Origin of the sequence: Prauserella rugosa, from assembly GCF_000719975.1 — a bacterium.
GTDB classification, from domain to species: Bacteria; Actinomycetota; Actinomycetes; order Mycobacteriales; family Pseudonocardiaceae; genus Prauserella; species Prauserella rugosa.
In genome coordinates this window covers 360,894-385,799 of sequence record NZ_JOIJ01000001.1, presented here as the reverse complement: position 1 = coordinate 385,799, position 24,906 = coordinate 360,894, and the positions used below count along the sequence as shown (strand labels likewise).

General features: G+C 68.3%; 21 protein-coding genes. 12 read left to right on the top strand and 9 right to left on the bottom strand.

The annotated features are described in order from the left end of the window. Positions 1-235 precede the first annotated feature (235 nt). The 3 genes from trxB (at position 236) to IF64_RS0101885 (ending at position 3,109) form a co-directional block, all read left to right on the top strand. A complete protein-coding gene (gene trxB / locus IF64_RS0101895) occupies positions 236-1,234 on the top strand; it encodes a thioredoxin-disulfide reductase (RefSeq protein ID WP_030530218.1) in 999 nt (332 codons plus the stop codon). A gap of 49 nt (positions 1,235-1,283) precedes the next feature. Beyond that, on the top strand, positions 1,284-1,607 hold the full coding sequence (gene trxA / locus IF64_RS0101890) for a thioredoxin (RefSeq protein WP_030530217.1): 324 nt from the start codon (positions 1,284-1,286) through the stop codon (positions 1,605-1,607). A gap of 305 nt (positions 1,608-1,912) precedes the next feature. Further along, positions 1,913-3,109, top strand: a complete 1,197-nt coding sequence (locus IF64_RS0101885; protein WP_030530216.1) for an N-acetylmuramoyl-L-alanine amidase — start codon at positions 1,913-1,915, stop codon at positions 3,107-3,109. Positions 3,110-3,233: 124 nt separating this feature from the next. Here the strand turns inward: IF64_RS0101885 and IF64_RS0101880 are convergent, their stop codons facing one another. After that, positions 3,234-3,875 carry a GNAT family N-acetyltransferase gene (locus tag IF64_RS0101880; protein ID WP_030530215.1) on the bottom strand — a complete coding sequence of 214 codons (642 nt, stop codon included), beginning with the start codon at positions 3,873-3,875 and terminating at the stop codon, positions 3,234-3,236. A gap of 187 nt (positions 3,876-4,062) precedes the next feature. Here IF64_RS0101880 and IF64_RS0101875 point away from each other — a divergent pair, with 187 nt between their 5' ends. Together IF64_RS0101875 and IF64_RS0101870 are read left to right on the top strand one after the other, a co-directional pair. Continuing rightward, entirely contained in the window at positions 4,063-5,397 is a 1,335-nt protein-coding gene (locus tag IF64_RS0101875; protein ID WP_030530214.1) for an aminotransferase-like domain-containing protein, read from the top strand. A 35-nt stretch (positions 5,398-5,432) separates the two neighbouring features. Then, positions 5,433-6,395 carry a D-alanine--D-alanine ligase family protein gene (locus IF64_RS0101870; protein ID WP_030530213.1) on the top strand — a complete coding sequence of 321 codons (963 nt, stop codon included), beginning with the start codon at positions 5,433-5,435 and terminating at the stop codon, positions 6,393-6,395. A gap of 141 nt (positions 6,396-6,536) precedes the next feature. Here the strand turns inward: IF64_RS0101870 and IF64_RS0101865 are convergent, their stop codons facing one another. The 8 genes from IF64_RS0101865 to rpmH all read right to left on the bottom strand — a co-directional run bounded on the left by IF64_RS0101865 (position 6,537) and on the right by rpmH (position 12,136). Further along, complete coding sequence (locus tag IF64_RS0101865; RefSeq protein ID WP_030530212.1) at positions 6,537-7,547, bottom strand: ParB/RepB/Spo0J family partition protein; 1,011 nt, start codon at positions 7,545-7,547, stop codon at positions 6,537-6,539. Then, the gene (locus IF64_RS0101860; protein WP_030530211.1) at positions 7,544-8,449 is read right to left on the bottom strand and encodes a ParA family protein; all 906 of its coding nucleotides are present in this window, start codon (positions 8,447-8,449) and stop codon (positions 7,544-7,546) included. Before IF64_RS0101860 ends, IF64_RS0101865 begins: the two co-directional genes overlap by 4 nt. 76 nt (positions 8,450-8,525) lie before the next feature. Next, on the bottom strand, positions 8,526-9,233 hold the full coding sequence (rsmG, locus tag IF64_RS0101855) for a 16S rRNA (guanine(527)-N(7))-methyltransferase RsmG (protein WP_030530210.1): 708 nt from the start codon (positions 9,231-9,233) through the stop codon (positions 8,526-8,528). A gap of 241 nt (positions 9,234-9,474) precedes the next feature. Continuing rightward, positions 9,475-10,077, bottom strand: a complete 603-nt coding sequence (locus IF64_RS0101850; protein WP_030530209.1) for a Jag family protein — start codon at positions 10,075-10,077, stop codon at positions 9,475-9,477. Positions 10,078-10,136: 59 nt separating this feature from the next. After that, a complete protein-coding gene (yidC, locus tag IF64_RS0101845; RefSeq protein WP_030530208.1) occupies positions 10,137-11,225 on the bottom strand; it encodes a membrane protein insertase YidC in 1,089 nt (362 codons plus the stop codon). A gap of 4 nt (positions 11,226-11,229) precedes the next feature. Continuing rightward, on the bottom strand, positions 11,230-11,478 hold the full coding sequence (gene yidD / locus IF64_RS0101840; protein WP_211252509.1) for a membrane protein insertion efficiency factor YidD: 249 nt from the start codon (positions 11,476-11,478) through the stop codon (positions 11,230-11,232). Between the two features lie 104 nt (positions 11,479-11,582). After that, complete coding sequence (gene rnpA, locus IF64_RS0101835) at positions 11,583-11,963, bottom strand: ribonuclease P protein component (protein WP_030530206.1); 381 nt, start codon at positions 11,961-11,963, stop codon at positions 11,583-11,585. 29 nt (positions 11,964-11,992) lie between these two features. After that, a complete protein-coding gene (gene rpmH, locus IF64_RS26400) occupies positions 11,993-12,136 on the bottom strand; it encodes a 50S ribosomal protein L34 (protein WP_048807381.1) in 144 nt (47 codons plus the stop codon). A 581-nt stretch (positions 12,137-12,717) separates the two neighbouring features. Between rpmH and dnaA the strand changes: the two genes are divergently transcribed. From dnaA to gyrA, 7 genes are all read left to right on the top strand, one after another. Next, positions 12,718-14,838 (top strand): chromosomal replication initiator protein DnaA, encoded by a 2,121-nt coding sequence (gene dnaA / locus IF64_RS26395; protein WP_030530205.1) that lies wholly within the window; start codon positions 12,718-12,720, stop codon positions 14,836-14,838. A 1,045-nt stretch (positions 14,839-15,883) separates the two neighbouring features. Continuing rightward, positions 15,884-17,026: a DNA polymerase III subunit beta gene (gene dnaN / locus IF64_RS0101825; protein ID WP_030530204.1), complete on the top strand. Its 1,143-nt coding sequence runs from the start codon at positions 15,884-15,886 to the stop codon at positions 17,024-17,026. Further along, positions 17,023-18,000: a phosphogluconate dehydrogenase (NAD(+)-dependent, decarboxylating) gene (gene gnd / locus IF64_RS0101820; RefSeq protein ID WP_084705584.1), complete on the top strand. Its 978-nt coding sequence runs from the start codon at positions 17,023-17,025 to the stop codon at positions 17,998-18,000. The genes dnaN and gnd overlap by 4 nt, the downstream gene beginning before the upstream one ends. Before the next feature lie 16 nt (positions 18,001-18,016). Continuing rightward, positions 18,017-19,168 (top strand): DNA replication/repair protein RecF, encoded by a 1,152-nt coding sequence (gene recF, locus IF64_RS0101815; RefSeq protein WP_030530202.1) that lies wholly within the window; start codon positions 18,017-18,019, stop codon positions 19,166-19,168. Positions 19,169-19,328: 160 nt separating this feature from the next. After that, complete coding sequence (locus tag IF64_RS0101810) at positions 19,329-19,970, top strand: DciA family protein (protein ID WP_425468454.1); 642 nt, start codon at positions 19,329-19,331, stop codon at positions 19,968-19,970. 265 nt (positions 19,971-20,235) lie between these two features. Beyond that, the gene (gene gyrB / locus IF64_RS0101805; RefSeq protein ID WP_030530200.1) at positions 20,236-22,206 is read left to right on the top strand and encodes a DNA topoisomerase (ATP-hydrolyzing) subunit B; all 1,971 of its coding nucleotides are present in this window, start codon (positions 20,236-20,238) and stop codon (positions 22,204-22,206) included. Positions 22,207-22,279: 73 nt separating this feature from the next. After that, the gene (gene gyrA / locus IF64_RS0101800) at positions 22,280-24,895 is read left to right on the top strand and encodes a DNA gyrase subunit A (protein WP_030530199.1); all 2,616 of its coding nucleotides are present in this window, start codon (positions 22,280-22,282) and stop codon (positions 24,893-24,895) included. Positions 24,896-24,906: the final 11 nt, after the last annotated feature.

The following is a 24,906-nucleotide window of genomic DNA, read 5'->3' as shown; positions in this document are numbered from 1 at the left end:
GCGAACGTGACCGACCGAACGAGGCCGTCGGCTCCCACCCGGAGTCGGCGGCCTCGTCGTGTGCCCGCCGTGAAACGCACGTGAGTTCCGGGGCCGCCGAGGTCTGGAGGTCCACATCGCGGGAGCGCACGGGCCCGATCCGCGGTTCGCATGCGGGCGTGGGCCACACCGGGAACACGCACACCTACGATGCTGTTGGACCTGGTGTCAGGCGTTATCGAAGCGGAGGAAACCAGTGGCTGCAGAGGACGTTCGGAACCTGATCATCGTCGGGTCGGGTCCCGCGGGATACACCGCGGCCGTGTATGCGGCGCGCGCACAGCTCGAGCCGCTGGTGTTCGAGGGCTCCCAGTTCGGCGGCGCCCTGATGACGACGACCGAGGTCGAGAACTACCCCGGCTTCCGGTCCGGCATCCAGGGCCCCGAGCTCATGGAGGAGATGCGCGAGCAGGCGAAGACGTTCGGCGCCGACCTGCGCACCGAGGACGTCGAGGAGCTCGAGCTCACCGGCGACATCAAGTACGTCACGGCCAACGGCACGCGCTACGCGGCCCGCGCCGTGATCCTCGCGACCGGCGCCGCGCCGCGCTACCTCGGCGTGCCCGGCGAGCAGAAGCTGCTCGGCCACGGCGTGTCGTCCTGCGCGACGTGCGACGGCTTCTTTTTCCGTGAGCACGACATCGCCGTGGTGGGCGGCGGCGACTCGGCGATGGAGGAGGCGACCTTCCTGACGAAGTTCGCCAGGACCGTCACGATCATCCACCGCCGCGAGGAGTTCCGCGCCTCGAAGATCATGCTCGAGCGCGCCCAGCAGAACGAGAAGATCCGCTGGCAGCTCAACTCGCAGGTCACCGAGGTGCTGGGCGACGGCACCGTGAGTGGCCTGAAGCTCGTCGACACCGTGACGGGCGAGGAGTCGACCCTCGACGTGACCGGATTCTTCGTCGCCATCGGCCACGACCCGCGGAACGAGCTGTTCCGCGACCAGGTCGCGGTCGACGAGTCGGGCTACGTGCTCACCCAGGGCCGCAGCTCCTACACGAACGTCGACGGCGTGTTCGCCGCAGGCGACCTCGTGGACCACACCTATCAGCAGGCCATCACGGCGGCGGGCAGTGGCTGCACCGCGGCCATCGATGCCGAGCGCTGGCTCGCCGAGCACGCGCACGTCAGCGAGGCCGCCGAGTCGGCCGAGATGGTGGGCGGCGGCTACGCCACCGCTGCGGCCAACTGACGACCCGATTTCCCCAGGTACCAGGCCCAACGACACAGAAAGAGGCACCATGACCGACACCGTCAAGGTCACCGACTCCAGCTTCAGCGACGACGTGCTCGCCAACGACAAGCCCGTGCTCGTCGACTTCTGGGCCACCTGGTGCGGCCCCTGCAAGATGATCGCCCCGGTGCTCGAGGAGATCGCCACCGAGCACAAGGACAAGATCCAGATCGCCAAGCTGGACATCGACGAGAACCCGAACACCGCCCGCGACTACCAGGTCATGTCGATCCCGACGCTGATCCTGTTCCAGGGTGGCAAGCCGGTGAAGCAGATCACGGGCGCCAAGCCGAAGGCTGCGCTGCTGTCCGACCTGTCGGACGTGCTCTGATCCTCGCCGATCACACGTCGACGAGCCCGGGACGCGAACACGGCGTCCCGGGCTCGTCCGTTGTGCGCTTGTGCGGCTGGGCGGTTGTGCGGTTATGTGCGCCGGCGCGTCATGACGGATGGACCTGCGCGTCCCACCCGTGAGAACAGCGTGAGACGGGCCTGCGCGCCCGTGAAGTGAGAACAAGGCACAATAGGTAGGCGCAGGGTTACGGACGCCCTGCATTGGTTTGCACAGCAACAAGCACCGGATCGGGTGACGATTTCGTGGTCCCGAGCCGATGCCCAAGGTAGAGCGAGGAGTGCATGCGGGTACTCCGCCGCGGCGACACCGGAGCGGACGTCGCCGAGATCAGGTCTATGCTCGTGAGCCTGGACCTGCTTCCAGGTGCAGGCGGCGCGATGGCGTCCAACGGCTCGAACGGTTCGCACCCCTCGAACGGTTCCCCCGACACCGCGGACACGGTGTTCGACGAGCGGGTCGAGCACGCGGTGCGGGCGTTCCAGCAGCGCCGCGGGCTGATCACCGACGGCGTCGTGGGACCGGCGACGTACCGCGCACTCCGCGGATCCTGCTACCACCTCGGCAGCAGGCCACTGGCCTATCTGATCTCCTCGCCCGTCCACGGTGACGACGTGTTCTCGTTGCAGGAACGCCTCACCGAGCTGGGCTACAACGCCGGCCGCCCCGACGGGCACTTCGGCGCACAGACCGAACGTGGTCTGAAGAACTTCCAACGCGACTACGGGCTGACGGTGGACGGCATCTGCGGCCCGTCGACGGTGCGCGCGCTGCGGCAGCTGTCGCCGCGTGCCCGTGGTGGCCGCCCGGTGTTCCTGCGCGAGCAGGAGCAGGTGCGCCAGGCGGGACCACGGCTGCGTGGCAAGCGCATCGTCATCGACCCCGGTCACGGCGGGGACGACCCCGGCGTGGCGGTGGGCGACGTGGTCGAGCGCGACATCGCCTGGGACCTGGCTCGCCGGCTCGAAGGGCGGATGAAGGCCACCGGCATGGAGGCACTCATCTCGCGCGGCCCCGCGCAGAGCCCGTCCGAGGTCGAGCGTGCGCAGTTCGCCAACGACGCGGGTGCCGACCTGTTCCTGTCGCTGCACTGCGACGGCAACTCCTCGCCGCACGCGCAGGGCGTCGCGAGCTTCCACTTCGGCACCGGCAACGGCACGACGTCCACGGTGGGTGAGCTGCTGGCCGGCTACATCCAGCGCGAGCTGGCTGCACGGACCGGGCTGCGGGACTGCCGTACCCACCCCAAGACGTGGGACATCTTCACGCGCACCCGCTGCCCCGCGGTGCGGGTCGAGATCGGCTACCTGACGAACGAGCAGGACCGGCTGAGGCTGTCCGACCCCGCGTTCCGCGACGTCGTCGCCGAGGGCATCCTCATCGCCGTCAAGCGGTTGTACCTGCTCGGCGAGGGCGACCAGCCGACGGGCACGTTCACGTTCGCCGACGTGCTGGCCCACGAGCTGGCCCGCGCGGAGTAGTCGTCACCATCGGTATCCCTCCATCGACGGACAGTGGTTGTCGATGGGGACAGGTGTGCACAAGCAGCATCGAATCTGTGGACAACCTCAGTAGTTGTGCACAGTTCTGTGGATAACTCGTCGGTCAGGCGCGCGTGCCGGACGACGTGGCCGTGGTCATCGTGACCTCGCCGAGCAGCTTCTCCAGCGCCGCCTCGACGTCTTCCTTCCACGTGATCGACGACCGCAGCTCGAGGCGCAGCCGCGGCCAACGCGGATGCGGCCGGACGGTCTTGAACCCGACACTCCGCAGGAACGCCGCGGGCACGACGCACGAGTGGGCGTCGTCTTCGGACTGGTCCGGATCGGCGTCACCGAACGCCTCGATCGCCTTCACACCCCGGCGGGTGAGGTCCTTCGCCACGGCCTGAACCAGCATGCGGCCCAGACCACCGCCACGGAACTCCGGGACCACGTGGAACGCCGTGAGCAGCACCGCGTCCGGACTGGGCGGGGACGTCGGGAACGCATCGGCGCGGGGGACGGCGCTCGGGGGAGCGTAGAGCGCGAAACCCACCGGAAGCCTGCCGCTGTAGACGATCCGCCCGCACGAACCCCACTCGAGCAGGACCCCGGAAACCCAGGCCTCCTTCTCGACCTCGGTCTCGCCGTACTCCTCTGCCTGCTGCTTGAGGTGCGGAGCCAGCTCCCAGTACACGCAGCGCCTGCACTGCCGCGGAAGCTCCTCCAGGTTGTCCAGCGTGACGCCCACGATCTGACGTGACACCGAACCTCCCAGGCTGCGCGCGGCCGCCCGCCGACGACGGCGAGGCGGTAACACCGGCAAGCATATGCCGATGTGAGAAGTGCGCCAACGGCGGGAGGGGTGGGCGGGCCGGCGTTACACTCGCAGGACTACCTGCCGGTAGTTGCCCAGCCGCCGAAAGCTTTCCTCGAAGCAGACGGAAGTAGTCATGAGCGAAGCCCAGCTCCCAGAGCACAGACCCGGCACCGAACCGGGGAGCCGTACCAACCTCGACCCGCACGTCGAGCGGTACGCCGCCCGCACAGCGGGGATGACGGCGTCGGAGATCAGGGCCCTGTTCGCCGTGGCCAGCAGGCCCGAGGTGGTGTCGCTCGCGGGCGGCATGCCCAACCTCGCGGCGCTTCCGCTGGAGTCGCTGTCGCAGCAGATGTCCGAGCTGATCGCCGAGGACGGGCTGACCGCGCTGCAGTACGGCTCCGCCCACGGCGTCCCCGCCCTGCGTGAGCAGATCTGCGACGTCATGGCGATGGAGGGCATCACTGGCCATCCCGACGACATCGTCGTCACCGTCGGCTCGCAGATGGCCCTCGACATGGTGACGCGCCTGTTCTGCGACCCCGGCGACGTCGTGATCGCCGAGGGCCCGTCGTACGTCGGTGCGCTGGGCTCGTTCGCCGCCTATCAGGCCGAGGTCGTGCACGTCGCGATGGACGACGACGGCCTCGTGCCCGAGAACCTGCGTGCGGCGCTCGCCCAGTGCGAGAAGGCAGGCAAGCGCGTCAAGCTGCTGTACACGATCCCGAACTTCCACAACCCCGCTGGCGTGACGCTCGCCGTCGACCGCCGCGCGGAGATCCTCGAGATCTGCCGCCAGTACGACGTGCTGGTGGTGGAGGACAATCCGTACGGTCTGCTCGGCTTCGACGGCCAGACCTACCCGGCGCTGCGGTCGATGGATCCCGACAACGTCGTCTACCTCGGGTCGTTCTCCAAGACGTTCGCCTCGGGACTGCGGGTCGGCTGGGTGCTCGCGCCGCACGCCGTGCGCGAGAAGCTCGTGCTGGCCTCCGAGTCCGCCACGCTCTGCCCGCCGACGCTGAACCAGCTCGTGGTGTCGAAGTACCTCGCCACGCACGACTGGAAGGGTCAGATCAAGACGTTCCGCGAGAACTACCGCGAACGCCGCGACGCCATGATCGGCGCACTCGAGCAGTACATGCCGGAGGGCTGCAGCTGGACGCATCCCGACGGCGGGTTCTACGTGTGGCTCACCGTCCCCGAAGGGGTTGACGCGAAGGCGATGTTGGCCCGCGCCGTCACCGCTCGCGTCGCCTACGCCTCGGGTACCGGCTTCTACGCCGACGGCTTGGGCAGCAGGCAGATGCGACTGTCCTATTGCTACCCGACGCCCGAACGGATCCGCGAGGGCGTCCGCAGGCTCGCGGGCGTTCTCGAGTCCGAAATGGACTTGATGCGGACGTTCGGTAGCGTCACCACCCGCGCCGTCTCCGGCCCGCAGACGCCGGGACCCGAGACGGCGTAGAGCGACGTTTTCCCTTCAGCCCCAAGGAGTTTCGGGTGGCCGAACGTAAGGCCGAACGTACTGTCGCCGTCCTCGCGGGCGGACTCTCGCACGAACGGGACGTCTCGTTGCGCTCCGGCCGCAGGCTGTCGGTCGCGTTGCGCGACGCCGGCCTGACCGTCCAGGAATGGGACACCGACGCCAGCCTCATCGGCAGGCTCCGCGACGAACGCCCCGACGCCGCCGTCGTCGCCCTGCACGGCGGCGAGGGTGAGAACGGGTCCGTCCAGACGGTGCTGGAGATGTTCGGCATCCCGTTCGTCGGCACGCATTCGCAGGGATGCAGGCGAGCGTGGGACAAGCCGATCGCCAAGGCGCTCGTCGCCGGTGCCGACTTCGCGACGCCGAACTGGGTCGTCCTGCCCCACAGCACCTTCCGTGAGCTCGGCGCGCAAACCGTGCTCGACGCGATGGTCGAACGTCTCGGCCTGCCGCTCATCCTCAAGCCCGACCAGGGTGGTTCCGCGCTGGGCGCCCAGGTCGTCCGGGACGCCGCCGACCTGCCCGCCGCGATGGTCGGCTGCTTCGCCTACGGCGACACCGTCCTGGCCGAGCAGTACATCGAGGGCACCGAGGTGGCCGTGACGGTCATCGAGGGCGCCGAAGGGCCCCAGGCCCTCCCCGCGGTCGAGATCGTGCCGGAGAGCGGCATCTACGACTACACGGCCCGCTACACCGCAGGCCTCACCGACTTCTTCACGCCCGCACGGCTGGAGGCCGACGTCGAGAAGGCGGTCGCGGAACTCGCCGTGGGGGCACACCGGCTGCTCGGGCTGCGGGACATCTCGCGTACCGACGCGATCGTCGGCTCCGATGGGACCGTCCACTTCCTCGAGGTGAACTCCTCGCCCGGCCTGACCGAGACCTCCACGGTCCCGATGGCACTCGAAGCAGCGGGCACCTCACTGGGGACCGTGTTCGGCGACCTCATCGAGCGCGCCGCGGCGCGCCCCGACTGAACCCGCTTCCGATTCCGACGAGAAAGGCGCCCGAGCGAGTCCGCTCGGGCGCCTTCGTCATGGGTACTGCGCAGCGCTACTTTTCAACACGGGCCGTAATCGTCACCGTGACGTAATGGCCTGGTGTGGCCGGACGTACTCTCAGGTGTCCTTTTTGCCCTGATTCGGGTCCATCAGCCCGACGATGCGTTCCAGATCGTCCACCGAGCCGAACTCGACCACGATCCGGCCCTTCCGGCGACCGAGGTCCACCTTCACCTTCGTGTCGAAGCTGTCCGACAGACGACTCGCCAGTTCCTGGAGACCGGGCGCCTCCATCGGCTTGCGCGCCTGCTTCTTCTCCTTCTTCTTCGGGCCGTTCTTGTAGAGCGTCACCGCTTCCTCGGTGGCGCGCACGGACAGGCCCTCCGCGACGATCCGTCCCGCCAACTCCTCCTGAGCGTCGGCGTCCTCGAGGGACAGCAACGCCCGCGCATGGCCCGCCGACAACACGCCGGCCGCGACCCTGCGCTGCACGGGGAGGGGGAGACGGAGCAGGCGAATCGTGTTGGTGATGACCGGACGGCTGCGCCCGATCCGCGAGGCGAGCTCGTCGTGCGTCACGTCGAACTCGTCGAGCAGCTGCTGGTACGCGGCCGCCTCCTCGAGCGGGTTCAGCTGCACCCGGTGGATGTTCTCGAGCAGGGCGTCCCGGAGCATCGCGTCGTCGGTCGTCTGCCGCACGATCGCCGGGATGTACTCGAGGCCCGCACGCTGGGAGGCACGCAGTCGGCGCTCGCCCATGACGAGCTCGAACTTGTCGCCTTCCAGCGTCCGCACGACGATCGGCTGCATGAGGCCGAACTCGCGGATCGAGTGCTCCAGCTCGGCCAAGGCTTCCTCGTCGAAGACCTGCCGAGGCTGCTTGGGGTTCCGCTCGATCGCCTCGACCGGAACCTCGCGATAGACCGCACCGGCGACCTGACCGCTGACCGCAGGGGAGCCGTCGATGGCACCGTTCGCGGCGAACCACCCACTGTCGTCGCTACCCGCCGGCTTGACCTCGGACACCTCGGGGATCGGCACGGAGGGGGCTTCGCCCTCCTCCTCGACGGGTCCCGTCGGGATCAGCGCTGCCAGGCCGCGGCCGAGGCCGCCTCTGCGTTCGGTCATTCCTGCTTCCCCTCCACACCGCGTTCGGCGAGTTCGCGTGCGGCGTCCAGATAGCTCATGGCGCCACGTGAACCGGGATCGAAGGCCAGCACCGTCTGGCCGTATCCCGGAGCTTCGGAGACCTTCACGCTGCGGGGGATGATCGTCTTGAGCACGACCTCCCCGAAGTGATTCTTGACCTCCTGCGTGACCTGGTCGGCCAGCTTGGTGCGGCCGTCGTACATCGTCAGCAGGATGGTCGAGACCGACAGCGTGCGGTTGAGGTGCTTCTGCACCAACTCGATGTTGCTCAGCAGCTGACCGAGCCCCTCGAGCGCGTAGTACTCGCACTGGATCGGGATCAGCACCTCGTGGGCGGCCACGAGTGCGTTCACCGTGAGCAGGCCGAGCGACGGCGGGCAGTCGATGAAGACGTAGTCGACGCCCAGCTGATCGAGCGCCTCGGCCGACAGCGCCTCCTTCAGACGCGACTCCCGGGACTGCATCGACACGAGCTCGATCTCCGCACCGGCGAGGTCGATCGTGGCGGGTACGCACAACAGGTTCTCGCTCTGCGAGCTCACCTGCGCGGCGTCGACGAGCGACACCTCACCGATCAACATCTCGTACACCGACGGCGTGCCGGACCGGTGATCCACGTCGACCGCGGTGCTGGCGTTGCCCTGAGGGTCGAGGTCGATCACCAACGTCTTCACGCCGTGAAGTGCCAGCCCCGCGGCCAGGTTCACCGTGCTCGTCGTCTTACCGACGCCGCCCTTCTGGTTCGCGACGGTCAGCACACGGCGCTTGGTCGGCCGCGGCATAAAGTTCTCGTCGGGGTGCAGCACCTTCGCGGCACGCAGCGCTTCCTCGCCGATAGGGGTCGATCCACCGGTCTCGGTCTGTCCAGCTGGTGTCGTCACCGAGCCTCTCCCTTCTCAGAAGCGCGCCCGTGGCCGCTCTGTTTCACGTGGAACATGCCTTGCTCAGTACTGCTCGTCATGCGCTCCGCTGACCCTTCTGCTTCGACCGCTTCCGCTGCGAACCCGACCGCTGACGCGCCACGCGCTCGACCACGACCACGGTCGTCGGAGTGTCGAGGATGTCCGTGCCACACTGCGCGATGCGTGGTTCGCCGCCGCCCGCCTTGGCCACCGCCGCGCGATCGCGCTCGATCTCGTCCGCCGCGCTGGCACCTTTGAGTGCGACCAGCGTTCCGGACTCGCGGACCAAGGGCAGACACCAGCCGGCGAGACGGGCGAGCGGAGCGACCGCACGGGCCGTCACCACATCCGCGAGTTCCAGCTGTGCCCGCACGGCCTTCTCCTCGGCACGGCCGCGAACCACGGTGACACCGTCGAGATCGAGTTCGTCGACGACTTCCTCGAGCCACTCCACGCGACGCGCCATCGGCTCGAGGAGAACGATATCCAGGTCGGGACGACTGATCGCCAACGGTACTCCAGGAAGGCCCGCTCCGGAGCCCACATCGACCACCGTTGTTTCACGTGGAACCTCTTCGCCCAAGACGGCGGAGTTGAGCACGTGTCGATCCCACAGCCGATCCAGCTCACGCGGTCCGATCAGCCCGCGCCGGACACCCTCCTCACGCAACATCGCCACGAAGCGCTCGGCCCGATCGGCATGGTCGCCGAAGACGACGATCGCTGCGGTCGGGGTGGTCGGCTCAAGTCCGCCAGGACCCACTGACTCATCTCCTCACAGGTTCCACGGGCATCAGGTTTCACGTGAAACGGCCCGCTTCGATTGTCCATGAACTCGTCGCCGTTCCATGGCGACAGTCCGCGAATGTGGAGAACTCCACGCCCCGTTTCACGTGAAACGGCGACATCTGCCGCGACAGGAGAGTGGCGACCGCTCCCGGACACAAAAGAAGCGGCCCACCCGCGTCGGGTGGGCCGCTTCGATTCGTCTCCGTGGCGTGCGCCTATTCGGGGATGACGACCACGCGACGCTTGGGCTCCTCGCCCTCGCTCTCGCTCGTCACACCGTCCACCTCGGCGACGGCGTCGTGGACGACCTTCCGCTCGAACGGGCTCATCGGCTGGAGCTTCTCCTTCTCGCCCGACTTCGCCACCTTCTCCGCGGCGGTGCGCCCGATCCGGCGGAGCTCCTCACGCCGGTCCGCGCGCCACCCGGCGATGTCGAGCATCAGCCTGCTGCGCGAACCCGTTTCCTGCTGAACCGCCAACCGTGTCAGCTCCTGGAGTGCCTCGAGGACGTTGCCCCGCGGGCCGACGAGCTTCTCGAGGTCGTCGCCACCGTCGATACTGACGACCGCGCGGCCCGCCTCGACGTCCAGGTCGATGTCGCCGTCGTAGTCGAGCAGGTCGAGCAGCCGCTCCAGGTAGTCACCCGCGATGTCGCCCTCGCGGACGAGCAGGTCCTCACCGGCTTCCGGCTCCTCGGTCTCGTCGGCCTCCTGAGCCGAGTCGGCCACCCCGGCGGCCGTGTCCTCGTCCCCGGCCCCGGCCGAGCCGGCCGCGGCCTTCTCCTCTTCCGCGCCGATCACCTCTGCGGTCTCGGACATGTCGTCTCTCCTCTCAGCCCCGTGCAAGTCTGTTCGTGGTCGGGTGGGCGCCGGTCGCGTCAGCGGCGCTTGCCACCCTTCGACTTCTTCTTCCCCTGGCTCGCCGGGCGCTGCCGGTTACCGCCGTTCTTCGCCCAGGCGCCGCCCTTCGCACTGCTACCGGTGCTCTTCTGCGACGAGCCGTTCTTGCTCGCGTTCTGCGACGACTGTTCGGAGGAGTTGCCCGCGGACGCCGACTCCGAATCACCGGAGGCCTGCTTCTTCTCGGCCTGCTTCGGCGTGTTCTGCGGCTTCTGTCCCGGCTGCGGCTTGTTCGGGCGCTGACCCGGCTTGGGGGCGAGGTTGTCGCGCTTCTCGCGAGCCTCGGCCTTCTTCTCCTCTTCCTCCCGGTCGATGCGGGTGTACACGAAGCGCTGCTGCCCGAGGGTCCACATGTTGTTGGAGAGCCAGTACAGGAGCAGACCGATCGGGAAGAAGGCACCGAAGATGAGGACACCGACGGGGAAGACGTACAGCGTCAGCTTGTTCATCATGGCCGTCTGCTGGGTGGCCGACGCCGGGTTCTGCCGGGCGACCGAGTGCCGCGCGGTGAAGTGCGTGGCGACCGAGGCGGCGATCATCAGCGGGATCGCGACGGGTGCGACGTCCCAGTGCCAACCCTGGGGCGTGCCACCGAACCCGAGGAGGTTGATCGCGTCACCGAGGTTGACGCCGAAGATCTTGGCGTTGACGTAGGAGTCGACTTCCTGAGCGTCGAAGAAGTAGTTGTTGGGGCGCCCCTCCTGGAAGTTGCGGAGCACCCAGTTCAGACCGATGAAGACCGGGATCTGCAGCAGCATCGGCAGGCAGCTGCCGAGCGGGTTGACGCCGTGCTCGCGCTGGAGCTTCTGCATCTCCTGGGCCTGGCGCTGCCGGTCGTTGGCGTACTTCTTCTGCAGCTTCTTCACCTCGGGGGCGAAGTCCTGCATCTTCTTCATCGACCGCACCTGCTTCACGAACGGCTTGAAGAGGATGCCGCGCACCGTGAACGTCAGGAAGACAATGCCGAGGATCCAGGCGATGGCATTGTCCGGCCCGAAGACGAAGCCGAACACCTTGTGCCAGCACCACAAGATGAACGACACAGGGTAGTAGATAAAGTCGAGCACTGAGCTACTCCTCGGTAGACATACCAGGGCTTTGGCGCCGGAAGCTGAACGTCTCGGGCACGGGGTCGCGGCCCGGCGGGGTCCACGGTCCGCACCGCAGCAACCTGCGAACGGCGAGGTAGGTGCCCCGCGCCGCGCCGTGCTTCGTCAGCGCTTCGGCGGCGTACGTGCTGCAGCTCGGGTAGAACCGGCACATCGGGGGCAGGAAAGGCGAGATCGCCTTCCGGTAGAAGCGGATCGGCAGGAGCAGGATCCACGCGACCGGGGTCGGTCGCGGAGCCGCTTGGGTCGTCTCGTCGTGGCCGCCGGCACTGTCGTGGACACAGTCACCGTGCTCGGTAGCCGCCTGCTCGTTTCTCACACCGCTGATCCATTGCTGTCGCGGGAGGCCTCCGGTGCGGCACCGGTCAGCTTCAACCGCCGCAACGCCGCGTCGAGGTCCGAACCCAGTTCCCTGCTGCTCGCGTTCGCGGCGGGAGGCAGGGCTCGTACGACCAACGCGCAACCGTCGGGCAGGGTTCCGAGTCGAGCCGCGACGAGGTGGCGCAGCCGCCGGGTCACCCGGTGCCGCACCACGGAATTGCCCACGGCCTTGCTCACGACGAACCCCGCCTTCGTCCGCTCGCCGGACTCGGCGAGCGCGTGCAGCACAAGGCGGCGGCGCCCGGCTCGGACGCCGCCGCGCATGACGGCACGGAATTCCTCACTGCGCCGCAGGCGAGCGTCGGCGGGAAGCACGCGCGCTCACCTCCTGGCAGCAGACGAGGTCAGGCAGACAGCTGCTGACGGCCCTTGCGACGACGGGCGGCCACGATGGCGCGACCGGCCCGGGTACGCATCCGCAGCCGGAACCCGTGGGTCCGCGCGCGTCGGCGGTTGTTCGGCTGGAAAGTGCGCTTGCCCTTGCTCACGGCGTCATTCTCCTGGTCTGTGACGTCTGGGTCTCGGGTCCGGCCACCGGCAGTCACGCTCGGCGTGCCAGCGCGATAGTCTCCGTCGAGACCTCGTCAGCTGGGCAGCCCGAACGGGCACGCTGTCAGCGGCAGACCTTAAAAGGGTACGCACCCATCGCCGCGAGCCCGACACCGCCCCCCGGTTCCTCCTGGCCTGGTCACGCACACGGTTCGAATGGCGACACGCCGTCGACCATGGAATCCTTGCTTGAATGAACCGCTTGTGGCACAGACCCAGCCTTGTTAGCGTGCCCCTTCTCGACCCGACGGACGAGGGGCACGTGTCGCGTCGGCGGTGAGTGGGAGACTGGGTGTCCGACATCCGGACCCGCGAGTAGGAGGGCTCGTGGGGCCGCCGTACATTGATGCACAGTTGTGGACAACCTTGTGGATGCCTCCTGCGCAGATTCGGTGGCGGTTCCGCTCGACCTGCGCTGCAGCTTCCGCTCGGACGTCAGGGGAGTACGGGCCGTTCGGGCGTCGGCAGGGTGAGATGACAGGCCGAACCGACGAGGTCGAGGGGAGGGGAGCAGAGCAGGGTGTCTGAGCACCAGCTGAACCTGGGTTCCGTCTGGGAGCAGGTCGTCAAGGAGCTGTCGGACGGCACGCTCTCCCCTCAGCAGCGCGCCTGGATGCGCGTCACCCGACCCATCGGCCTTCTCGACGGCACCGCACTGCTCGCCGCGCCGAGCGACTTCGCGAAGGAAGCGATCGAGCGCGCGCTGCGGGAGCCGATCACCGCCGCACTGTCGCGCAGGCTGGGCCGCGAGGTCTCGCTGGCCGTGAAGGTGGACGCAGCCGACAGCGCCCCCGCGCCGAGCGGTCCGACCACGCCTCCGCAGTACGGCTCGGCCGGCCGGATGGAGGGCACGCTCGCCTCCTCGGCCGACGGGCAGGGCGGATACTCCCCGCCCGCTTCCGGGCCCGGCCAGCACCAGCCGCCCCAGCAGTCCGCGGGCACACAGCCAGCCCCGCAGCACCGGGCCCCGGGCCAGCCAGGGCAGAACCCGCAGAACCCGCAGTACCCGGCACCGCAGCACGCATCGGCACCTGGCCCGGCGCCGTATTCGACGTCACAGCACCCGGCTCCGCACAACCCCGCCTCTGGCAACGCCGGGGGACCGTTGCCGTCGGCAGGACAACACCAGTCGAACGCCCAGCACCATTCGTCCGCCCAGCGCCGTCCCGCGCCGGGCAGGCAGAGTGGTCCGCCGAACTCGCCCGCCGAGGAGACGATGGTCATCCCGGCGATCCGCGACGACATGCCGCCCCCGGCAGGCACGCAGGCCGCGACGCAGCAGGGTTCTCCGTCCTCGGACGGTCAGGCGTCCACGGGAACGCAGGGCACGTCGACGAGCGGGGACGCCTCCACGGCGGCCTCGAAGTCCGGCACGGCGAAGTCCGGCACGGCGAAATCTGGCGCACCGCAGTCCGGCGGATCGAACGGCACCACGGACTCCCGCCGGTCGGCGGGACAGTCCCGACTCGACGCGCTCGACGACTCCGAGGAAGAGGTCGACGAGGAGGGCGAGGCCCTCGCCGCGGTGCACGAGATCTGGCCCACGTTCACCGGCCAGCCCACCGCAGGACAGCCGTACACCGCGCCTGCCCAGCCCCAGACGTCGAAGACGAAGCTGAACGAGAAGTACACGTTCGACACCTTCGTCATCGGCGCGTCGAACCGGTTCGCCCACGCGGCGGCCGTCGCCGTGGCCGAGGCGCCGTCGCGGGCGTACAACCCGTTGTTCATCTGGGGTGAGTCCGGACTCGGCAAGACGCACCTGTTGCACGCCGTCGGGCACTACGCCCAGCGGCTCTTCCCCGGCATGCGCGTGCGGTACGTCTCCACCGAGGAGTTCACGAACGACTTCATCAACTCGCTGCGTGACGACCGCAAGGTCGCGTTCCAGCGGCGGTACCGCGACATCGACATCCTGCTCGTCGACGACATCCAGTTCCTCGAAGGCAAGGAAGGTACTCAGGAGGAGTTCTTCCACACCTTCAACACGCTGCACAACGCGAACAAGCAGATCGTGGTGTCGTCCGACCGGCCGCCGAAGCGACTCGAAACGCTCGAGGATCGCCTGCGGACCCGGTTCGAGTGGGGCCTGATCACCGACATCCAGCCGCCGGAACTGGAGACGCGCATCGCGATCCTCCGGAAGAAGGCCGCGCAGGATCGCCTCGACGTCCCCGGCGACGTCCTGGAGTTCATCGCCGCGCGCATCGAGGCGAACATCCGCGAACTCGAGGGTGCGCTCATCCGGGTCACGGCGTTCGCGTCGCTGAACCAGCAGCCGGTGGACGTCGGGTTGGCGGAGATCGTGCTGCGCGATCTGATCCCCGATTCGCAGGCGCCGGAGATCAGCGCGCCGACGATCATGGGGGTCACGGCGGAGTTCTTCGACGTGACGATGGACGACCTCTGCGGCCCAGGCAAGACGAAGGCGCTCGCGACCGCGAGGCAGATCGCCATGTATCTGTGCCGGGAGCTGACCGACATGTCGCTGCCCCGCATCGGCCAGACGTTCGGCGGCCGCGACCACACCACCGTGATGCACGCGGACAAGAAGATCCGCAAGGAGATGGCCGAACGCAGGCGCATCTACGACCAGGTGCAGGAGCTCACCTCCCGCATCAAGCAGCGCGCTCGCCAGTAGTCCCGAGCGCGCGTCCAGCCGCGCGACCCGCTCTGCACCGCTCCGCGCCGTCTCGTCCTGCGGCCCGCTCCGCACTGCCCGGGTCCGGTCGATCCTGCTCCGAGCCGGCGTGATCCGCCCCGGACGCACTCAACCGCCCCGGCACGCGCCTGAGCGGCAGCGGTGAACCACCCGTCGCCGTACTCCGGAGCCCGCTCGGAGGCCGATTCCCGGCCCCGCGGCGCTCACCGTCCACTGTGCACAGGCAGTGCCGGGCGACCTTCGTCGTATTCCGCGCCACAACGCGAAAAACGCTCATCCACGCTGCCGCGGACCGTTGTCCACCGAATGTCCACAGCATCCACAGGGTTGTCCGCACCTTGTCCGCAGGATGTCCATGAGGGCCCTGACCGGAACGCCGCACTACAACGAGCCGCGCGACCGCGCACCTGTGCACCACTGGCCTGCAACGATGTCCCCAGCGTGTGGAAATCCTTGTGTGCCAAGAAGTCCTTCACCCCCGCGGGCGATCTCGGTCACGAGGCGCGCGTGTACGTCTTGGGCACAACCCTCCCCACAACTGGGGACAACCTTGGGGACAACTGTGGACGGGTTGAGGACGGACGAATCCACTCACAACCGGCCCCGAACCGTCCACCGGTTGCCGCCCCCTGTGCTCCACACGCCGCCGCGCCTGCCGACCTGCGAGAACGAGCCGTGTCCACACAACTCACAACGCTTACTACTACGGCTGGACAAAAGATCTCTCTTAGAAGAACAAAAGAAAAAGAGGGAACGAGGCGAGCTGGGGACGAAGGGGCCTCGAGGCGCCCGGGCCGATATGACGGACCGACCGCGCACGCTCTACCGTGGAGACCCACACATCCGGTCCGCTCGGGTAGCGGCCTGTCTCCATGTCGATGCGTCGTCATGTCGACACGCTGTAAGTTGGCGGACCCGCTACTAGCCAGGTCCGGCGTCCCGCTCCGAAGCAGGGGAGGGAAACCGGGCAGGGCGTTGTCGTCTTTCGAGCTACGGCGGCTCGGCCGTCGAAAGGATGGGCGCCATGAAGATCCGCGTCGAGCGTGATGGGCTCGCTGACGCCGTCGCCTGGGTGGCACGCAGCCTCCCGTCCAGGCCTCCGGTTCCGGTGCTGGGCGGAGTGCTGCTCGACGCGGGCGGCGACAGCGCGGCCGGCGGCTCCGATGCGCTGACCGTCTCCGGGTTCGACTACGAGGTCTCCGCGACCGTGGGCGTTCCGGCGACGATCGCCGACGGTGGACGCACGCTGGTCTCGGGCAGGCTGCTGGCCGACATCACCAAGGCGCTGCCCGCGCAGCCGGTCGAGATCTCCGTCGACGGTGCGCGCGCGTCCATCACCTGCGGCAGTGCGCGGTTCTCCCTGCCGACGATGCCCGTCGAGGACTACCCGCAGCTGCCCGCGCAGCCGGATCTGGCCGGCGAGGTCGCGGGCGAGGCGTTCGCACAGGCCGTGTCGCAGGTGGCGGTCGCCGCGGGCAAGGACGACACCCTCCCGATGCTGACCGGCATGCGCGTGGAGATCTCCGGGGAGAACCTCACGCTCGTGGCCACCGACCGGTTCCGGCTCGCGATGAAGGAGTTCAGCTGGGCGCCGGCCGAGGAGCTCGGCGACGCCTCCGTGCTGGTTCCCGCCCGCACGCTCGCCGACGCCGCGAAGTCGCTGGGCACGAGCGGGTCGACGGTTCAGGTCGGCCTCGCGAGCGGCGACGGCCTGCTCGGTCTGACCGGTTCCGGCAAGTACACGACCACGCGGCTGCTCGACGCGGAGTTCCCGCCGTACCGCCAGCTGCTGCCCAGCGAGCACAGCTGCCGGGCGGTCATCGACGTCGCCACGCTCGCCGAGGCGATCAAGCGGGTGTCCCTGGTCGCCGAGCGGGGTACGCAGGTACGGCTCGAGTTCGCCGACGGGTCGCTACGGCTCTCGGCAGGCGGGGACGACGAAGGCAGTGCCGAGGAGGAACTGCCCGTCGACTTCGAGGGCGAGCCGGTGGTCATCGCCTTCAACCCGGGTTACCTGGCCGACGGGCTGGCCGCGCTCCATGCCGACCGGGCGGAGCTGACGTTCACGACTCCGAACCGGCCTGCGCTGATCAAGCCGGCCGACGAGAACGGTGACGTCGTGCCCGGTTATCTGTACCTGCTCATGCCGGTGCGGCTGCCCGGCTGAGCCGCGGCGCCCACGGCCACTCACGGCGATTCACATCCGAATCCACAACGAGCACATTCGCAACGACTAGGGGAAGCATTTCGATGGTGCAGCTCGGACTCGTCGGCCTCGGCAAGATGGGGTTCAACATGCGCGAGCGGCTCCGTGCCGCCGGGCACGAGGTGGTCGGCTACGACCGCAACGCCGAGGTCAGCGACGTCGGCACGCTGGCCGATCTGGTCGCCTCGCTCGAGGCGCCGCGCATCGTGTGGGTCATGGTTCCCGCGGGCGAGGCGACGAGGGCGACGGTCGCGGAGCTCGGCGAGCTGCTGTCGGAGGGGGACCTCGTCATCGACGGTGGTAACTCCCGGTTCACCGACGACACGCACAACGCCGCGGTGCTCGCCGAGCACGGGGTCGGTTACCTCGACGTCGGCGTGTCCGGCGGTGTGTGGGGCAAGGACAACGGCTACGGCCTGATGGCCGGCGGCTCGGAGGCCGACGTCGAGCGGGCGATGCCGATCTTCGACGCGCTGCGTCCCGAGGGTCCGCGCGACGAGGGCTTCGCCCACGCAGGCGGTGTCGGCGCGGGTCACTACGCGAAGATGGTGCACAACGGCATCGAGTACGGCCTGATGCAGGCCTACGCCGAGGGTTTCGAACTGCTCGAGGCCTCCGATGTGGTGCAGAACGTGCCCGGTGTCATCAAGGCGTGGCAGCGCGGCACCGTCGTGCGTTCGTGGCTGCTCGACCTGCTGATCCGCGCACTCGAGGAGGACCCGCAGCTGTCCGAGCTCGAGGGCTACGTCGAGGATTCGGGCGAGGGCCGCTGGACCCTCGAGGAGGCGATCAACAACTCGGTGCCGGCTCCGGTGATCTCGGCCGCGCTGTTCGCCAGGTTCGCCTCGCGGCAGGAGGACTCGTCGGCGATGCGTGCCGTGGCCGCGTTGCGCAACCAGTTCGGCGGGCACAGCGTCAAGAGCGTCTCCAAGTAGGCGTAGCGGACACGACGTGTACGTCCGTCACCTGCAGGTGACCGATTTCCGTTCGTGGGAGCACGTCGACCTGCCGCTGGAGCCGGGCCCGACCGTACTGGTCGGGCAGAACGGCCGTGGGAAGACGAACCTCCTCGAGGCGATCGGTTACATCGCGACGCTCTCGTCGCACCGGGTCGCGACCGACGCGCCCCTGGTGCGGCACGGGTGTGAGCGCGCCCTGGTGCGGGCAGCGGTGGTCAACGAGGACCGCGAGCTGACCGTCGAGCTGGAGATCGCAGCCGGCAGGGCCAATCGGGCCCGGGTCAACCGTGGTGCGGTGGGCAGGCCGCGCGACATCCTCGGCGTGCTGCGCACCGTGTTGTTCTCGCCCGAGGATCTCGCGCTCGTCCGGGGAGACCCGAGTGAGCGGCGCAAGTTCCTCGACGAACTGTTGGTGCAGCGCGCGCCGCGGTACGCCGGGGTGCGCTCGGACTACGACAAGGTGCTCAAACAGCGCAACGCCCTGCTCAAGTCGGCTGGCAAGAAGCGGGGGGACGATCCGTACGCGGCCTCGACGCTCGACGTGTGGGACGACCACCTGGCCACCGCGGGCGGACAGTTGCTGGCAGCCCGGTTGAATCTGGTGGCCGACCTGGCACCGCACACGGCTCGGGCGTACGCGGACGTGGCGCCCGACTCGCGGCCTGCGCACATTGCCTACCGGTCGAGCCTGGGCGAGGCGTTGCCGGAGGGCTACGGCGTTCCGGACGGTGACCGGGCCGACGCGGAACGGCTCGCCGAGGTGCTGCGCACGGCGCTCGGCGAGTCGCGCACGGCGGAGCTGGAACGTGGGGTAAGCCTGGTCGGACCGCATCGCGACGAGTTGGACCTGGTGCTCGGAGAGGCTCCGGCGAAGGGATACGCGAGTCACGGCGAGTCGTGGTCGTTCGCGTTGGCGTTGCGGCTCGGTTCGTACGAGTTGCTGCGTGGTGATGCAGGGGGTGAGCCGGTGCTGATGCTCGACGACGTGTTCGCCGAGTTGGACAAGCGCAGAAGGGCACGGCTCGCGGAGGTCGCGGTGGGTGCCGAACAGGTGCTCGTGACCGCGGCTGTGGATGAGGACGTGCCCGCTGAGCTGACCGGCGTCCGCTATGCGGTCGCGGAGGGTGAGGTAACACGTGGCTGACCGCGGCGGCAATCCGAAGAATCAGCGACGCGGGGTGACCGCGAACACAGCTAAACGTCGCCAAACTGGGGATAAGTCTGTGGACAGTGTGGATAACACCCTCGACCTGTTATCGCACTGGGTAACCGCAGAGCCTGATCAGAAGGTCAATACTCCCCCGGTGGGGGCGTTTCGCGGTGAATTGCCCGCGCGATCGACGGAGCGTGAACGTACCTCATCGGATGGAGCATCCGCCGCCGCGGGGTCCGGTACTGCCGGTGGGGACAACTCGCAGCCGGGTGAGCAGTCGAACGGCCGGGACCTCGCGCACGCGGCGTTGAAGGCGGCGCAGGAACGGGCCAAGGGGCGCGGGCACGAACCGGGCAGGCGCAAGCCGAGTGACCGGCCGGCGAAGCAGTCGTCGCAGAACCCGCGCAGGCGCCGTTGGTCGGCGGCGGGTGCCGACGAACGCGACCCGCAGAGCCTCGGCCGGATCGCCGCGCGGATGGCGACGCAGATGGGCTGGAGTGACCGGCTCGCGGGAGGGCACGTCTTCGGCCGGTGGGCCACCCTCGTGGGTGAAGACGTCGCCGAACACGCCCAGCCGGTGAGCCTGACCGACGGAGAACTGGTGGTCAGGGCGTCGTCGACGGCGTGGGCCACGCAGCTGCGGTTGCTGCAACGTCAGCTGCTGGCGAAGATTGCCGCCGGAGTGGGCCACGGCGTCGTGAAGCGGATGCGAATCCAGGGGCCTGCCGCGCCGAGCTGGCGAAAAGGCCCACGCCACGTCCCCGGCAGGGGGCCGCGTGACACGTACGGCTGAACCCCGGCGAGTCGCGAGCGTCCGATTTCTTCAACACGACGTGTCACCGCCTGGCCCAGCCCCCGGACTCATTCGTGGTCGAGATCGTCGCTCTCTGGCGAAATCAGACGTGTCCTTGATGCATGTGAGCGAGACTGGGCAAGTAAACTGGTACCGGTGGGTCGGATCGGCGTCCGGAAGAACCGGGGACGCGGTCGACGGAAATGCCCGCGCTCAAGTGTCCCGCGCGCGTGCGCGTGTGACGAGGTGAGGAGAAGTCAGGCCGGTGGCTGAGAACGAGAACGAATACGGTGCGTCCTCCATCACGGTCCTCGAGGGTCTCGAGGCCGTCCGCAAACGCCCCGGCATGTACATCGGGTCCACCGGTGAGCGCGGCCTGCACCACCTGATCCAGGAGGTCGTGGACAACTCGGTCGACGAGGCGATGGCCGGGTACGCCACGAGGGTCGAGGTCACGCTCATGGCCGACGGCGGCGTGCGCGTCGTGGACGACGGCCGCGGTATCCCCATCGAACTGCACCCCAAGGAGCAGCGCCCCACGGTCGAGGTCGTGCTGACGGTGCTGCACGCGGGCGGCAAGTTCGACAGTGACTCGTACGCGGTGTCGGGTGGTCTGCACGGCGTGGGCGTGTCCGTGGTCAACGCGCTGTCGACCCGGCTCGACGTCGACATCCACCGCGACGGCCGCCGCTGGACCCAGCACTACGAGAACTCCAAGCCCGGCGAGCTGGTCGACGCCGGGCCCGCGGAGGGCAGCGGCACGTCGGTCACGTTCTGGGCCGACCCCGAGATCTTCGAGACCACCGAGTACAACGCCGAGACCGTGGCGCGCAGGCTCCAGGAGATGGCGTTCCTCAACAAGGGCCTGACGATCGTGCTCCGCGACGAGCGGGTGGCCGAGGAGAACGGCGAGGGTGAGGACGCCGCGGGCGAGCGCGCCCGCATCAAGGAGCGGACCTACCACTACCCGGGCGGGCTCGAGGACTTCGTCAAGCACATCAACAACACGAAGGACCCGATCCACCCGAGCATCATCAGCTTCGAGTCCCAGGGTGAGGGCCTCGAGGTCGAGGTCGCGATGCAGTGGAACAACGGCTTCACGCCGTCGGTCTACACGTTCGCGAACACGATCAACACGCACGAGGGCGGCACGCACGAAGAGGGGTTCCGTGCCGCGCTGACCCGCGTGGTCAACGCCTACGCCCGCGAAAAGGGCCTGCTCAAGGAGAAGGACGCCAACCTCACCGGGGACGACGTCCGTGAAGGTCTGACCGCGATCATCTCGATCAAGCTCGCCGAGCCGCAGTTCGAGGGCCAGACGAAGACGAAGCTCGGCAACAGCGAGGCCAAGTCCTTCGTCCAGACCAACGCCCACGAGTGGTTGTCCGACTGGTTCCAGCGCAACCCCACCGAGGCCAAGACCATCATCAACAAGGCCATCTCGAGTGCGCAGGCGCGCGATGCGGCCCGCAAGGCCCGTGACCTGGTGCGCCGTAAGGGCGCCATGGACATCGGTGGCCTTCCCGGCAAGCTCAAGGACTGCCGGTCGACCGACCCGGAGCAGTGCGAGCTCTACATCGTGGAGGGTGACTCGGCCGGCGGTTCGGCCAAGGAGGGCCGGGACTCGATGTTCCAGGCGATCCTGCCGATCCGAGGCAAGATCATCAACGTCGAGAAGGCCCGCATCGACCGCGTCCTCAAGAACACCGAGGTCCAGTCGCTGATCACGGCACTTGGCACCGGTATCCACGACGAGTTCGACATCTCGAAGCTGCGGTACCACAAGATCGTGCTGATGGCCGACGCCGACGTCGACGGCCAGCACATCCGGACGCTGCTGCTGACCCTGCTGTTCCGCTTCATGCGCCCGCTGATCGAGCACGGCTACGTCTACCTGGCGCAGCCGCCGCTGTACAAGATCAAGTGGCCGCGCGGGGACGCGCAGTACGCCTACTCCGACCGCGAGCGCGACGGACTCCTCGAAGCAGGCGCCGCGGCGGGCAAGAAGCTGCCCAAGGAGGACGGTATCCAGCGGTACAAGGGTCTCGGCGAGATGAACTCCGACGAGCTCTGGGACACCACGATGGACCCGGAGAACCGCGTGCTGCTGCAGGTCACCCTCGACGACGCCGCGACCGCGGACGAACTGTTCTCCGTGCTCATGGGCGAGGACGTCGACGCGCGCCGATCGTTCATCACTCGCAACGCCAAGGCCGCCGGGATGCTCGACATCTAGGTCCGAAGTGGACGAACCGGTCCCCGGTTCGCGGACCAGCACTTCGGATCAGGCGTGAAAGGAACAACCAGCCGTGACTGAAACCCTGCCCCCCGACGGCCAGCACGGGCGTGTCGAGCCGGTCGATCTCCAGCAGGAGATGCAGAACTCGTACATCAACTACGCGATGAGCGTGATCGTCTCGCGCGCCCTGCCGGACGTGCGGGACGGCCTCAAGCCGGTGCACCGGCGCGTGCTGTACTCGATGTACGACTCGGGCTTCCGCCCCGACCGCGGGTACAACAAGTGCTCGCGTGTCGTCGGTGACGTGATGGGTAACTACCACCCGCACGGTGACTCCGCGATCTACGACGCACTGGTGCGCCTCGCCCAGTCGTGGTCGATGCGGTACCCGCTCATTGACGGGCAGGGCAACTTCGGCTCGCCGGGCAACGATCCGGCTGCCGCGATGCGCTACACCGAAGCGCGCCTCGACCCGCTCGCCATGGAGATGCTGCGGGACATCGAGGAAGAGACCGTCGACTTCTCCGACAACTACGACGGTCGCACGCAGGAACCGGACGTCCTGCCGAGCCGTATCCCCAACCTTCTGGTCAACGGTGGCGGCGGCATCGCGGTCGGCATGGCGACCAACATCCCGCCGCACAACCTGCGCGAGGTCGCCGACGGCGTCGTCTGGGCGCTCGACAACCCCGACGCCGACGACGACGAGACCCTCGCGGCGCTGATGCAGCGCATCAAGGGGCCGGACTTCCCGACGCACGGCCTCGTGCTCGGCACCCAGGGCATCTCCGAGGCGTACCGGACGGGCCGCGGTTCGATCCGCATGCGGGCCGTGGTCGAGGTCGAGGAGGACACGAAGGGCCGCACCACCCTGGTCTGCACCGAGCTGCCGTACCAGGTCAACCCGGACAACCTCGTCGAGAACATCGCCACGCTGGTGCGCGACGGCAAGCTCACCGGCATCGCCGACATCGCGGACGAGACCAACAGCCGCAGCGGCATGCGCATCGTGATCACGCTCAAGCGGGACGCGGTCGCCAAGGTGGTGCTGAACAACCTCTACAAGCACACCCAGCTGCAGTACAACTTCGGCGTCAACATGCTGGCGCTGGTCGACGGCGTGCCGCGCACGCTGCGGCTCGACCAGATGATCCGGCACTACACCAACCACCAGATCGACGTCATCGTCCGGCGCACCCGGTACCGGCTGCGCAAGGCCGAGGAACGTGCCCACATCCTGCGTGGTCTGGTCAAGGCGCTCGACCAGCTGGACGCGGTCATCGCGTTGATCCGCCGGTCGCCGACGGTCGACGAGGCCCGCACCGGCCTGATCGAGCTGCTCGACATCGACGAGATCCAGGCCACCGCGATCCTCGACATGCAGCTGCGCCGCCTGGCCGCGCTGGAACGGCAGAAGATCGTCGACGAGTTGGCCGAGATCGAGGCGAAGATCGCCGACCTCGAGGACATCCTGGCCAAGCCGGAGCGGCAGCGGCAGATCGTCAAGGACGAGCTCACCGAGATCGTCGACAAGTGGGGCGACGAGCGCCGCACGAAGATCATTCCCTACGACGGTGACGTGTCCATCGAGGACCTCATCGCCGAAGAGGACGTCGTCGTCACCATCACCCGCACCGGGTACGCGAAGCGCACCAAGACCGACCTGTACCGCTCGCAGCGGCGCGGCGGCAAGGGCGTCCAGGGCGCGACACTCAAGCAGGACGACATCGTGCAGCACTTCTTCGTGTGCTCGACGCACGACTGGCTGCTGTTCTTCACCAACAAGGGCCGCGTGTACCGCACCAAGGCCTACGACCTGCCAGAGGGCAGCCGTAACGCACGCGGTCAGCACGTGGCGAACCTGTTGGCGTTCCAGCCGGACGAGGAGATCGCGGGCGCGATCCACATCCCGGACTACGAGGCCGCCGACTACCTGGTGCTGGCCACCAGGAACGGTCTGGTCAAGAAGTCCAGGCTCACCGACTTCGACTCCGCGCGCTCCGGTGGCTTGATCGCCATCAACCTGCGCGAGGGCGACGAACTGGTGGGCGCGGTGCTGGCCTCGGCCGACGACGACCTGCTGCTCGTGTCTGCGGAGGGCCAGTCCATCCGCTTCCACGCCAACGACGAGACGTTGCGCCCGATGGGCCGTGCCACGTCCGGCGTGCTGGGCATGCGGTTCAACGAGGGCGACGAGCTGCTCAAGATCAGCGTGGTCAAGCCGGACACGTTCCTGCTGGTCGCGACCGACGGCGGTTACGCCAAGCGGACGGCCATCGAGGACTACCCGGTGCAGGGCCGCGGCGGCAAGGGTGTGCTCACCATTCAGCAGGACCGCAAGCGTGGCAGGCTGGTAGGGGCGCTCGTGGTCGAGGCCGACGACGAGTTGTACGCCATCACCTCCAGCGGTGGCGTCATCCGCACGCCCGCTGACGACGTGCGCAAGGCCGGCCGTCAGACCAAGGGCGTCCGGTTGATGAACCTCGACGAGGGGACCACGTTGCTGACGGTCGCCCGGAACGCCGACAAGCCGTCGGACGTGCCCGAGGGCGATGGTGCGGACGGCGAACCGACCCCCGAGGGTGAGAACGGCGAGGCTTCTGATGGTGGTGTTACACCGGATGAGGCAGTCTCGACGGAGACGGAGTCCGCGAGCGACGATTCTTCGCAGAACGGACAGGAATAAGACGTAGGTAC

Excerpts from the sequence above, each read along its gene's own strand:
- IF64_RS0101885 (WP_030530216.1), top strand. The coding sequence starts at position 1,913 with ATGCGGGTACTCCGCCGCGGCGACACCGGAGCGGACGTCGCCGAGATC.
- dnaN (WP_030530204.1), top strand. The coding sequence starts at position 15,884 with ATGAAGATCCGCGTCGAGCGTGATGGGCTCGCTGACGCCGTCGCCTGG.
- IF64_RS0101875 (WP_030530214.1), top strand. The coding sequence starts at position 4,063 with ATGAGCGAAGCCCAGCTCCCAGAGCACAGACCCGGCACCGAACCGGGG.
- IF64_RS0101850 (WP_030530209.1), bottom strand. The coding sequence starts at position 10,077 with ATGTCCGAGACCGCAGAGGTGATCGGCGCGGAAGAGGAGAAGGCCGCG.
- trxA (WP_030530217.1), top strand. The coding sequence starts at position 1,284 with ATGACCGACACCGTCAAGGTCACCGACTCCAGCTTCAGCGACGACGTG.
- IF64_RS0101865 (WP_030530212.1), bottom strand. The coding sequence starts at position 7,547 with ATGACCGAACGCAGAGGCGGCCTCGGCCGCGGCCTGGCAGCGCTGATC.